This is a genomic window from Kitasatospora sp. NPDC093806 (assembly GCF_040683335.1).
Taxonomy (GTDB): Bacteria; Actinomycetota; Actinomycetes; order Streptomycetales; family Streptomycetaceae; genus Kitasatospora.
The window spans coordinates 15,540-29,801 of record NZ_JBFBDO010000102.1; the positions used below are offsets into that span (position 1 = coordinate 15,540).

A 14,262-nucleotide genomic window follows, 5' to 3' on the forward strand; every position below is an offset into this window, starting at 1 on the left:
GACTGGCGATGTCGAACAACGAGAGCGGCCTGCGGGAGTACCTCCGTCGGGCAACGGCCGAGCTGCGGGACGTCAACCGCCGGGTGCGGGAGATGGAGGAGCGGCAGCAGGAGCCGATCGCGATCGTCGGGATGGCCTGCCGCTTCCCGGGCGGCGTCAGCTCCCCCGAGGACCTGTGGCAGCTCGTCGCGGACGGCCGGGACGGCATCTCGCCGTTCCCGACCGACCGCGGCTGGGACCTCGACACCCTCTTCGCCGACGACCCCGAGCAGCCCGGCACCTCCTACTGCCGGGAGGCCGGATTCCTGCACGACGCGGGCCAGTTCGACGCCGGCTTCTTCGGCATCTCGCCGCGCGAGGCGCTCGCCATCGACCCCCAGCAGCGGCTGCTGCTGGAGACTTCGTGGGAGGCCGTCGAGCGCGCCGGGATCGATCCGCGGTCGCTGCACGGTTCCCGGACCGGCGTCTTCGCGGGCGTCATGTACCACGACTACCAGCCGCCGCTCGCCGCCGTCCCGAACGAGCTCGAAGGCATGGTCGGCACCGGCAGCGCGGGCAGCGTCGCCTCGGGCCGGGTCGCCTACGCGCTCGGCCTGGAGGGCCCGGCCGTGACGGTGGACACCGCCTGCTCGTCCTCGCTGGTCGCCATGCACCTGGCGGCGCACGCGCTGCGCCAGGGCGAGTGCGAACTCGCGCTCGCGGGCGGTGTGACGGTGATGGCCACGCCGTCCTCGTTCGTCGAGTTCAGCCGGCAGCGGGGTCTGGCGGCGGACGGCCGCTGCAAGTCGTTCTCGACCACGGCGGACGGCACCGGCTGGTCCGAGGGCGTGGGCGTGCTGGTGCTGGAGCGGCTGTCGGTCGCCCGCGCCAAGGGGCACCGGGTGATGGCTGTCCTGCGTGGCTCGGCCGTCAACCAGGACGGCGCCAGCAACGGTCTGACCGCGCCGAACGGCCCCTCGCAGGAGCGGGTGATCCGGCAGGCGCTGGCGCAGGCCGGGCTGTCGACCGCGGACGTGGACGCCGTCGAGGCGCACGGCACGGGCACGGCGCTCGGCGACCCGATCGAGGCACAGGCGCTGCTCGCCACGTACGGGCGGGACCGTTCGGCCGAACAGCCGCTCTGGCTCGGCTCGTTGAAATCCAACATCGGGCACGCACAGGCGGCGGCAGGTGTCGGCGGCGTGATCAAGATGGTGATGGCGATGCGGCACGGCGTGCTGCCGAAGACCCTGAACGTCGAGGAGCCGACCACGCACGTGGACTGGTCGGCGGGCGCGGTGGAGCTGCTCACCGAGCAGCGGGACTGGCCGCGGGCCGACCGGCCCCGCCGGGCGGGCGTCTCCTCGTTCGGGATCAGCGGGACCAACGCCCACGTCATCATCGAGCAGCACGAGCCGGAGGAGGCGCCGGAGCCGGCCGAGGGCGGCGAGAGCGACAGCTCCGGCGAGGGTGCCGGCGACCGCCCCACGGCGTGGCTGCTGTCGGCGGCCGGGCCGGAGGCGCTGCGCGGGCAGGCGGCGCGGCTGGCCGAATTCGTGGCGCGGGAGGACGAGTTCGCGCCCGGCGCGGTGGCCCGGGCGCTGCACGGGCGGAGCCGGTTCGAGCACCGGGCGGTGGTCGTCGGCGCCGAGCGCGGTGAACTCGCCTCCGGGCTGGCCGCATTGGCGGAGGGCACGGCGCCGGCCGCGTTCGCCCAGGGGGCGGCCGGGGTGGGTGTGCTGTTCACCGGACAGGGGGCGCAGCGGGCGGGGATGGGGCGGGAGTTGTACGCGGCCTTCCCGGTCTTCGCGGCGGCCTTCGACGCGGTGTGCGCCGAGCTGGACCCGCTGCTCGGGCGATCGCTGCGTGAGCTGTGCTTCGACAGCGAGTCGGAGGAGCTGAACCAGACCCGCTACACCCAGCCCGCCCTGTTCGCGTACGAGGTCGCCGCGTACCGACTGCTGGAGAGCTTCGGCGTCAAGCCGCAGGTCCTCGTCGGACACTCCATCGGCGAAATCGCCGCCGCCCACGTCGCGGGCGTCTTCAGCCTGGCCGACGCCGCCCGCCTCATCGAGGCACGTGGTCGGCTGATGCAGGCCTTGCCCGAGGGCGGCGCGATGATCGCCCTCCAGGCGAGCGAGACCGACGTCCTCCCGCACCTCGCCGGACACGAGGACGCGGCCTCCATCGCCGCCCTCAACGGCCCCACCTCAACCGTCATCTCCGGCGACGACGCCACCGTCACCGCCATCGCCGAACAACTCGGCTGCAAGAGCCAGCGACTGCGCGTCAGCCACGCCTTCCACTCCCCGCTCATGGACCCCATGCTCGAAGAGTTCAGGGCCATCGCAAGCGCGATAACCTATAACAACCCTGACACCCCCATCGCAACGAATGGGGATCTCACCAACGCCGAGCACTGGGTCCAGCACGTCCGCGACACCGTCCGCTTCACCGACGCCCTCACCGGCGCCGAAGCCGAGGCCGACGTCTTCGTCGAGGTCGGCCCCGACGCCATCCTCACCGCGCTCACCCGCCAGACCCTCCCCGGTGTCACCGCCCTCCCCCTGGCCCGACGCAAGCGCGACGAGGCCCGGACCGCCGTCGAAGCCCTCGGCGCCCTGTGGACGCACGGCGCCGACATCGACTGGGCCCCGCTGCTCCCCGCCCAGGCCGCCCCGGTCGACCTGCCGACCTACGCCTTCGACCACCAGCACTACTGGATCCAGCCCCGCGCCACCACCGCCAACCTCACCACCGCGGGCCTCGGTTCGGTCGACCACCCCCTACTCGGCGCTGTCACCCAGCTCGCCACGACCGACCAGGTCGTCCTCTCCGGCCGGCTCTCGCTGAGCACGCACCCCTGGCTCGCCGACCACGCCGTCCACGGCGCCGTCCTCCTGCCCGGCACGGCGTTCGTCGAGCTGGCGCTCCAGGCCGCCCACCGGGCCGGCTGCGACGGGATCGACGAGCTGACGCTCAGCTCCCCGCTCGTTCTCCCCGAGGACGAGGCCGTCCAGCTCCAGGTCGTCGTGACCGACCCCGACGGCACCGGACGGCGCCCCATCACCGTCCACACGCGCCCCGAGGACGGCGACCAGCCGTGGACCCTCCACGCCGAGGGCCTGCTCACCACCGATGCCGTCGACACCGCCGACGCGGGCGCCGAGCTCGCCGTCTGGCCGCCCGCCGGGGCCGTCCCCATCCCGGTCGACGGCATGTACGACCACCTAGCCGCCCTCGGCCTCGACTACGGCCCCACCTTCCGGGCCGTCACCAGCGCCTGGCGCGCGGGCGACAGCATCTACGCCGAGGTCGAGCTCCCCGAGCCCGCCCACACGGACGCCGCCCGCTTCGGCCTCCACCCCGCCCTCCTCGACGCCACCCTGCACACCATCAGCCTCGGCCGTGACGGCGGACCGGCGGAGACGCTCCTGCCGTTCAGCTGGCGCGCCGTCGCCCTGCACTCCGTCGGTGCGACGACCGTGCGGGTCCGGGTCACCGGCGCGGCCGCCGGTCACGCCGTCGCCCTGCACATCGCCGACGCCACCGGCGCGCCCGTGCTCACCGTGGACGGTCTGCACCTGCGGCCGGTCTCCGCCGAACAGCTCGCCGCTTCCGCCACCGCCGCCACGGCGTCCTCCCTGTTCGGGGTGGAATGGACCGAGCTCGCCCTGCCGGCCGCCGGTATCGAGGCCGAAACCGGGGCCGAAACCGGGGCCGAGATCGTGGAGGTGCGGCCCGCTCCCGGCGCCGACGCCGCCGGGAGCGCCGCCGCCACCGCCCGCCAGGTCCTGGACCTCCTCCGGCAGTGGCTGGCCGAGGACCAGCCGGCCGGGGCCCGGCTCGTGATCGTCACCCGGGGCGCCACGGCCACCAAAACCCCTGACCTCGCGCTCGCCCCCGTCTGGGGCCTGGTGCGCGCCGCGCAGGCAGAGCACCCCGGCCGCTTCGTCCTCGCCGACCTCGACGAGGACGAGGCCAGCCGGACCGCGCTCACCCGGGCACTCGCCACCGACGAGCCCGAACTCGCCATCCGCCAGGGCACGGTGACCGTCCCGCGCCTCGCCCGTCTGGTTGAGAGCGCGCCGACGGCCGCCCTCGATCCCGAGGGCACCGTCCTGGTCACGGGCGGCACCGGCGGCCTGGGCGCGACCGTCGCCCGCCACCTCGTCGCCGCCCACGGCGTGCGCCACCTCCTCCTCACCAGCCGTCGCGGCGCGGCGGCGCCCGGCGCCGCCGAACTGGCCGCCGAACTCACCGCGCTCGGCACTCAGGTGACCATCGCCGCCTGCGACGCCGCCGACCGCGACGCGCTGGCCGGGCTGCTCGCCGCCGTCCCCGCCGAGCACCCGCTCACCGCCGTCGTGCACGCGGCAGGTGTCCTGGAGGATGCCCCGGTCACCGCGCTGACCGCCGAGCAGTTGGACCGGGTGTTCGCGCCGAAGGCCGACGCGGCCTGGCAGTTGCATGAGCTCACGCGTGAGCTGCCGCTGGCGGCCTTCGTGCTGTTCTCCTCGCTGGCCGGAACCTGGGGCAACGCGGGCCAGGCCAACTACGGCGCCGCCAACGCCTTCCTGGACGCCCTGGCCGCCCACCGCGCCGACCTCGGCCTGCCCGCCACCGCCCTCGGCTACGGCCTCTGGACCACCGGCGGCATGGCCGGCGAACTCGGCGAGACGGAGCTGCGCCGACTCGCCGCCGCCGGGGTGGTCCCGCTCTCGGACGCCCAGGGCCTCGCCGCCCTCGATACCGCGCTCGGCGGGGGACGCCCGCAGCTGCTCTCCGCCCGCCTCGACCTCAGGTCGCTCGCCGAGCAGGACCCGATCCGCCCGCTGCTGCGCGGCCTGGTCACCGGCCGGGTCCGCCGCGCCGCCGCCTCGACTCGTCGGGGTGGTGGCGCCCTCCAGGCACGGCTGCTCGGCCTGGACGAGGCCGGACAGCAGGCGGCGCTGCTGGACCTGGTCCGCGCGGAGGTCGCCGGCGCCCTCGGCTTCCCGGGTGGCGACGCGGTCCAGCCGGACCGGCTGTTCCAGGACCTCGGCTTCGACTCGCTGACGGCGCTCGAACTGCGCAACCGCCTCAACCAGGCGACCGCTCTCCAACTCCCCGCCACCCTGGTCTTCGACTACCCGACGCCGACTTCCCTCGCCCGCTTCCTCGGCCAGGAGCTGCTCGGCACCGCGACCGCCGTCGCCGCCGTCCGGACCGTGGCCGTGGACGACGACCCGATCGCCATCGTCGGCATGGCCTGCCGGTTCCCGGGCGGCGTCAGCTCCCCCGAGGACCTGTGGCAGCTCGTCGCGGAGGGCCGGGACGGCATCTCACCGTTCCCGACCGATCGCGGCTGGGACCTCGACACCCTCTTCGCCGACGACCCCGAGCAGACCGGTACTTCCTACTGCCGCGAGGCCGGATTCCTGCACGACGCCGGACAGTTCGACACCGCCTTCTTCGGCATCTCCCCGCGTGAAGCCCTCGCCACCGACCCCCAGCAGCGCCTCCTCCTGGAGACCTCCTGGGAGGCGATCGAGCGCGCGGGCATCGACCCCCGCTCCCTGCACGGATCGGGAACCGGCGTCTTCGCCGGCGTCATGTACCACGACTACCAGCCGCCGCTTACCTCCGTCCCCGGTGAGCTCGAAGGGATGGTCGGCACCGGGAGCCTGGGCAGTGTCGCCTCGGGCCGGGTCGCCTACACGCTCGGCCTGGAAGGCCCGGCCGTGACGGTGGACACCGCCTGCTCGTCGTCGCTCGTCGCCATGCACCTCGCCGCGCACGCGCTCCGCCAGGGCGAGTGCGAACTCGCCCTGGCGGGCGGTGTGACCGTGATGGCCACCCCGGCTGCCTTCGTCGAGTTCAGCCGGCAGCGCGGCCTGGCGACGGACGGTCGCTGCAAGTCCTTCTCCTCGACGGCGGACGGCACCTCGTGGGCCGAGGGCGTCGGCATGCTGGTGCTGGAGCGGCTGTCGGTGGCCCGGGCCAAGGGGCACCGCGTGCTGGCTCTTGTGCGTGGCTCCGCGATCAACCAGGACGGCGCCAGCAACGGCCTCACCGCCCCCAACGGCCCCTCCCAGGAACGCGTGATCCGCCAGGCCCTCGCCCAGGCCGGGCTCCGCTCCGCCGACGTCGACGCCGTCGAAGCCCACGGCACCGGCACCAGCCTCGGCGACCCCATCGAAGCCCAAGCCCTCCTCGCCACCTACGGCCGCGACCGCGACCGCGAACAACCCCTCTGGCTCGGCTCACTGAAGTCCAACATCGGCCACGCCCAGGCAGCGGCCGGCGTCGGCGGCGTCATCAAGATGGTCATGGCGATGCAGCACGGCATCCTGCCCAAGACCATCAACGTCGATGAGCCGACCACCCACGTCGACTGGACCGCAGGCGCCGTCGAACTCCTCACCGAACAACGCGACTGGCCACAGACCGACCACCCCCGCCGAGCCGGCGTCTCCTCCTTCGGCATCAGCGGCACCAACGCCCACATCGTCCTCGAACAGGCCGAAGCCGAGCTCGCACAGCCGGCCGTCGAGACGGCGGGTCCGACGGCCTGGCTGCTGTCTGCGGCCGGCCCGGAGGCGCTGCGCGGACAGGCCGCCCGCCTGACCGAATTCGTCGAGAGCGACGAGGAGTTCAGCCCGGCTTCCATCGCCCGCGCTCTGCGCGAGCGGTCCTCCTTCGCCTACCGCTCTGCCGTGGTCGGATCCGACCGGGGCGAACTGCTCGCCGGGCTGGCCTCGTTGGCGGAGGGCACGGCGCCGGCCGCGTTCGCCCAGGGGGCGGCAACGGTGGGCGTGCTGTTCACCGGGCAGGGCGCGCAGCGGGCCGGGATGGGGCGAGAGTTGTACGCAAGCTTCCCTGTCTTCGCGGAGGCCTTCGACGCCGTCTGCGCCGAACTCGACCCGCTGCTCGGGCGATCGCTCCGGGATCTCTGCTTCGACACCGAGTCGGAGGAACTGAACCAGACCCGCTACACCCAGCCAGCGCTCTTCGCCTACGAGGTCGCCGCCTACCGACTCCTGGAAAGCCACGGCATCAAGCCACAGGTCCTCGTCGGACACTCCATCGGCGAGATCGCCGCCGCCCACGTCGCGGGCGTCTTCAGCCTGGCCGACGCCGCCCGCCTCATCGAGGCACGCGGCCGCCTCATGCAGGCACTGCCCGAGGGCGGCGCCATGATCGCCCTCCAGGCAAGCGAGACCGACGTCCTCCCCTACCTCGTGGGGCAGGAGGACGCCGCGTCCATCGCCGCCCTCAACGGGCCGACGTCGACCGTCATCTCGGGGGACGAGGCCACCGTCACCGCCATCGCCGAACAGCTCGACTGCAAGTCGCAGCGACTCCGCGTCAGCCACGCCTTCCACTCCCCGCTCATGGAGCCCATGCTGCTAGAGTTCCGGGCCATCGCGAACGCGATAACCTATAACAACCCTGACACCCCCATCGCAACGAGTGGGGATCTCACCAACCCCGAATACTGGGTCCAGCACGTCCGCGACACCGTCCGCTTCACCGACGCCCTCACCAGCGCCGACGCGAACGTCTACGTCGAGGTCGGCCCCGACGCCATCCTCACCGCGCTCACCCGCCAGATCCTGCCCGAGACCACCGCCCTCCCCCTCGCGCGCAGGAACCACGACGAGCCCACCGCCCTGGTGACCGCTCTCGGCAACCTCTGGGCCCACGGCGCCGACATCGACTGGACGCCTCTCCTCCCCGCCGACGGTCCGCGCGTCGACCTGCCCACCTACGCCTTCGACCACCAGCACTACTGGCTCCAGCCCCGCCCCACCACCACCGGCCTCGCCACCGCCGGACTCGGTTCGGTCGACCATCCCCTGCTCGGCGCCGTCACCCACTTCGCCGGCACCGACCAACTCGTCCTCTCCGGCCGGCTCTCGCTCACCACGCACCCCTGGCTCGCCGACCACGCCGTCCACGGCGCCGTCGTCCTCCCCGGCACGGCGTTCGTCGAACTCGCCCTCCAGGCCGCGCAGCACACCGACACGCCCGGCCTGCACGAACTGACCCTCAGCTCCCCGCTCGTCCTCCCCGAGGGCACGGCCGTCCAGCTCCAGGCAGCCGTCGGCGCCCCGGACGAGACCGGCCACCGCCCGCTCACCATCCACTCCCGCACCGACGAAGACCAGCCCTGGACCCTCCACGCCGAAGGCCTGCTCACCACCGAAACCGTCGCCGACGCGGGCACCGAGCTCGCCACCTGGCCCCCCACCGGAGCCACCCCCGTCCCCGTCGACGACATCTACGACCACCTCGCCGCCCTCGGCCTCGACTACGGCCCCACCTTCCGGGCCGTCACCACCGCCTGGCGCGCCGACGACACCGTCTACGCCGAGGTCGAACTCCCCGAACCCGCCCACACGGACGCCGCCCGCTTCGGCCTCCACCCCGCCCTCCTCGACGCCACCCTGCACACGGCGGCGGCCACCTCCGACGGTGACGAGCCCGGCGAGACCCTCCTCCCGTTCAGCTGGCGCGCCGTCGCCCTGCACGCCTCGGCCGCCACCAGCCTGCGGGTGCGGCTCACCCGCAAGGGCGCGCAGGAGATCGCCCTGCACCTCGCGGACACCACGGGCGCCCCCGTCCTGACCGTCGACTCGCTCGCCGTCCGCCCGGTCACCGCCCAGCAGCTGGCCGGCTCGGGCCGGGCGTCCGACGTGGCCTTCGCCGTCGAATGGACCGCTCTCCCGGCGGCCGACGGCCGGACCGTGTCCACCACCACCGTCGGCCACGCCCCCGACTGGGCCGCGTTCCCCGCCGACGGCGCGTCCCACCTACTGGCGGACGTGACGGCGGACCCGGCGGACGACGCGCCCACCCGGCTGCGCAACGCGACCTCCCAGGCGCTCGAACTGGTGCAGGGCTTCCTCGCCCGGCCGGACCTCGCCGAATCCCGTCTGGTGATCGTCACGCGGAACGCCGTCGCCACGGACTCCCCCGACCCGGCGCTCACCGCCGTCTGGGGTCTGGTGCGCGCCGCGCTGGCCGAGCACCCCGGCCGCTTCGTCCTCGCCGACCTCGACGAGGCCGATGAGAGCAGGACCGCGCTCGCCCACGCCCTCGCCACCGACGAGCCCGAACTCGCCATCCGCCAGGGCACGGTGACCGTCCCGCGCCTCGTCCGCCTGCACGAGAGCACGCCGACGGCCACCCTCGACCCCGAGGGGACCGTCCTGGTCACCGGCGGCACCGGCGGCCTCGGCGCCACCGTCGCCCGCCACCTCGCCACCACCCACGGCGCCCGCCACCTCCTCCTCACCAGCCGCCGCGGACCCGACGCACCCGGCGCCACCGACCTCGCCGCCGAACTCACCGCACTCGGCGCTCAGGTGACCATCGCCGCCTGCGACGCCGCCGACCGCGACGCGCTGGCCGAGCTGCTCGCCACCGTCCCCACCGAGCACCCGCTCACCGCCGTCGTCCACCTCGCCGGTGTCCTCGACGACGCCCCGGTCACCGCGCTCACCGCCGACCGGCTCGACCGTGTCTACGCGCCCAAGGCCGACGCCGCCTGGCACCTGCACGAGCTCACCCGCGAACTCCCGCTCGCCGCCTTCGTCCTGGCCTCCTCGCTGGCCGGCACCTGGGGCAACGCCGGCCAGGCCAACTACGCCGCCGCCAACGCCTTCCTGGACGGCCTGGCCACTCACCGCGCCGACCTCGGTCTGCCCGCCACCGCCCTCGCCTACGGCCTCTGGACCGCCGGCGGAATGACCGCCCACCTGACCGAGGCCGACCTCCGCCGGGTCGGCAGCGCGGGCGTCCTCCCGCTCTCGGACGCCCAAGGCCTCGCTGCTCTCGATGCCGCGCTCACCACCGACGACCGCCTGCTGCTCGCCGCCCGCCTCGACTTCAAGGCGATCGCCGGCCAGGATCCGGTCCGTCCGCTGCTGCGCCGACTGGTCACCGGCCGGACCCGGCGCGCGGCGACCTCCGCCGCCACGGCCTCCCCGCTGCACCAGCAACTGGCCGGGCTGGACGAGGCCGGCCGTCAGGCCTTCCTCCTGGACACGGTGCGCCGCCAGGTGGCCGCCGTCCTGGGCTTCACCGGCCCGGAGGCCGTCCACACCGACCGGCTGTTCCAGGACCTCGGCTTCGACTCCCTGACCGCACTGGAGCTGCGCAACCGCCTCAACCAGGCGACCGCCCTCCAACTCCCCGCCACCCTGGTCTTCGACTACCCCACACCCACCGCCCTCGCCCGCTACCTCGGCCAGGAGCTGCTCGGCACCACGTCCACCGTCGCCGCCGTTCGGACCGTCGCGGTGGACGACGACCCGATCGCCATCGTCGGCATGGCCTGCCGCTTCCCGGGCGGCGTCAGCTCCCCCGAGGACCTCTGGCAGCTCGTCGCCGACGGCCGGGACGGCATCTCGCCCTTCCCGACCGACCGCGGCTGGGACCTCGACACCCTCTTCGCCGACGACCCCGAGCAGACCGGCACCTCCTACTGCCGCGAAGCCGGATTCCTGCACGACGCCGGACAGTTCGACGCCGCCTTCTTCGGCATCTCCCCCCGCGAAGCCCTCGCCACCGACCCCCAGCAGCGCCTCCTCCTCGAAACCTCCTGGGAGGCCATCGAGCGCGCGGGCATCGACCCCCGCTCCCTCCACGGAACAGGCACCGGCGTCTTCGCCGGCGTCATGTACCACGACTACCAGCCCTCCCAGGCCGCCGTGCCGGGCGAGTTGGAGGGCATGGTCGGCACGGGCAACGCGGGCAGCGTCGCCTCCGGGCGCATCTCCTACACGCTCGGCCTCGAAGGCCCGGCCGTCACCGTCGACACCGCCTGCTCCTCCTCGCTGGTCGCCATGCACCTCGCGGCCGCCGCACTGCGCCAGGGCGAGTGCGACCTCGCCCTCGCGGGCGGCGTGACCGTGATGGCCACACCGGGCGCGTTCATCGAGTTCAGCCGCCAGCGCGGTCTGGCCGCCAACGGCCGTTGCAAGTCCTTCTCGACGACAGCGGACGGCACCTCGTGGGCCGAGGGCGTCGGCATGCTGGTGCTGGAGCGGCTGTCGGTGGCCCGGGCCAAGGGGCACCGCGTACTCGCCGTCGTTCGCGGCTCCGCCATCAACCAGGACGGCGCCAGCAACGGCCTCACCGCCCCCAACGGCCCGTCCCAGGAACGCGTGATCCGGCAGGCCCTCGCCCAGGCCGGGCTCCGCTCCGCCGACGTCGACGCCGTCGAAGCCCACGGCACCGGCACCAGCCTCGGCGACCCCATCGAAGCCCAAGCCCTCCTCGCCACCTACGGCCGCGACCGCGACCGCGAACAGCCCCTCTGGCTCGGCTCGCTGAAGTCCAACATCGGCCACGCCCAGGCGGCAGCCGGCGTCGGCGGCGTCATCAAAATGGTCATGGCGATGCAGCACGGCATCCTGCCCAAGACCATCAACGTCGATGAGCCGACCACCCACGTCGACTGGACCGCAGGCGCCGTCGAACTGCTCACCGAACAACGCGACTGGCCGCAGACCGACCACCCCCGCCGAGCCGGCGTCTCCTCCTTCGGCATCAGCGGCACCAACGCCCACATCGTCCTCGAACAGGGCGAAGCCGTGCTCACCCGGACGGTCAGCGCCGACCCGATCACGCCCCCGGCCTGGCTGCTGTCGGCCAAGAGCCCGCAGGCGCTGCGCGGACAGGCGGCCCGGCTCGCGGAAATGGCGGCGTCAGCACCCGAGTTGAACCGGCACGCCGTCGCGTCCGCACTGGCCGGGCGGGCCGCCTTCGAGTACCGGGCGGCCGTGGTCGGCGACGAACTCCTCACCGGGCTGGCCGCGTTGGCCGACGATCGGCCGACGGCCGGCCTGGCACAGGGCCACACGGTGAGCACTCCGGCAGTGGGCGTGCTGTTCACCGGGCAGGGCGCGCAGCGGGCGGGGATGGGACGGGAGTTGTACGCAAGCTTCCCCGTCTTCGCTGAGGCCTTCGACGCCGTCTGCGCCGAACTCGACCCGCTGCTCGGCCGATCGCTGCGTGAGCTGTGCTTCGACACCGAGTCGGAGGAACTGAACCAGACCCGCTACACCCAGCCCGCGCTGTTCGCCTACGAGGTCGCCGCCTACCGACTCCTGGAAAGCCACGGCGTCAAGCCGCAGGTCCTCGTCGGGCACTCCATCGGCGAGATCGCCGCCGCCCACGTCGCCGGCGTCTTCAACCTGGCGGACGCCGCCCGGCTGATCGAGGCACGTGGCCGCCTCATGCAGGCCCTCCCCGAGGGCGGCGCCATGATCGCCCTCCAGGCGAGCGAGACCGACGTCCTCCCGCACCTCGCCGGACACGAGGACGCGGCCTCCATCGCCGCCCTCAACGGCCCCACCTCAACCGTCATCTCGGGGGACGACGCCACCGTCACGGCGATCGCCGAACAACTCGGCTGCAAGAGCCAGCGACTGCGCGTCAGCCACGCCTTCCACTCCCCGCTCATGGACCCCATGCTCGAAGAGTTCCGGGCCATCGCGAACGCGATAACCTATAACAACCCTGACACCCCCATCGCAACGAATGGGGATCTCACCAACGCCGAGCACTGGGTCCAGCACGTCCGCGACACCGTCCGCTTCACCGACGCCCTCACCGGCGCCGAAGCCGAGGCCGACGTCTTCGTCGAGGTCGGCCCCGACGCCATCCTCACCGCACTGACCCGCCAGACCCTCCCCGGTGTCACCGCCCTCCCCCTCGCCCGACGCAACCGCGACGAGGCCCGGACCGCCGTCGAAGCCCTCGGCGCCCTCTGGGCCCACGGCGCCGACGTCGACTGGACGTCCCTCCTCCCCGCCCAGGCCGCACCGGTCGACCTGCCCACCTACGCCTTCGACCACCAGCACTACTGGCTCCAGCCCCGCCCCACCACCACCGGCCTCGCCACCGCCGGTCTGCACACCCTCGACCACCCCTTCCTGACCACCGTCACCCAGCTCGCCACCACCGACCAGCTCGTCCTCTCCGGCCGACTCTCCCTGACCACCCACCCCTGGCTCGCCGACCACACCGTCCACGGCACCACGCTGCTCCCCGGCACCGGGCTGGCCGAGCTGGCGATCCGGGCCGGCGACGAGGCCGGGTGCCCGCTGCTGGAGGACCTGACGCTCCAGGCGCCGCTCGTCCTCCCCGAACAGGGCGGACTGCAGCTCCAGGTCTTCGTCGGGGAGGCCGACGCCGACGGCCGACGCCCGGTGACGGTCTGCTCGCGCGCCGAGGACACCCCGCAGACGCCGTGGACCGTCCACGCCGAGGGCCTGCTCGCGCCGGCCGGAGCCGGTGGCCCGGCCGACATCGGCCTGACGGCCTGGCCGCCGGTCGGCGCCGAGGCGGTCGACGCCGAGGGCGCGTACGAGTACCTGATCGGCCGGGGCTACGACTACGGGCCGGTGTTCCGAGGGATGAAGGCGGTCTGGCGGCGTGACCGGGAGGTGTTCGCCGAGGTCGAGCTGCCCGAGGAGGCCCACGCCGACGCCGCCCGTTTCGGGATCCACCCGGCGCTGTTCGACGCCTCGATGCACATGATGCTGCTGCTCGGCCGCGAGGACGGCACCGAGCAGACGCTCCTGCCGTTCTCCTGGGGGGACGTCGCGCTGCACTCGGTGGGCGCCACCACCGTCCGGGTGCGGATCACGCCCCGCGACGACCACGCCGTCTCCATCGCCGTCGCGGACGCCACCGGTTCGCCGGTCCTGTCGGTCGCGGCGCTCGGCATCCGGCCGGTGTCGGCCGAGCAGCTCGCCGGCGCGGGCCGGGCGGCGGGCGTGCTCTTCGACATCGACTGGGTGGCCCCCACCACCGCGGGTTCCACCTCCGCCGCCACCGGCCTCGCCGTCCTCGGCGACGGCCTGGAGGGCCTGGAGGGCCTCACGGACGTCGACCGGCACGCCGACTGGGAGTCGCTCGCGGCGGCTGGTCCGGTGCCCGGCGGCGTGCTGGTCGAGCTCACGGACGGGCAGGCGGGCGAGGACGTCCCGGCGCGGGTCCGGGCCGCCGCCTACCGGACGCTGGAGCTGGTGCAGGGCTTCCTCGGCCAGCCGAAGCTCGCCGACTCCCGCCTGGTGATCGTCACCCGGAACGCCCACACCGTCGCGGCCACCGACACGCCCGATCTCGCCCTCGCCCCCGTCTGGGGCCTGGTCCGCGCCGCCCAGGCCGAACACCCCGGCCGCTTCGCCCTCGCCGACCTCGACGACACCGAGACCAGCCGCACCGCCCTCACCCACGCCCTCACCACCGACGAACCCGAACTCGCCATCCGCCAGGGCACCA

General features: G+C 73.9%; 1 protein-coding gene. It reads left to right on the forward strand.

Translation table 11 applies throughout. The features are described from left to right. Positions 1-8: 8 nt before the first annotated feature. Positions 9-14,262 (forward strand): SDR family NAD(P)-dependent oxidoreductase (locus AB0N76_RS32060; protein ID WP_363563179.1); only part of this gene is annotated, 14,254 nt, incomplete at its 3' end.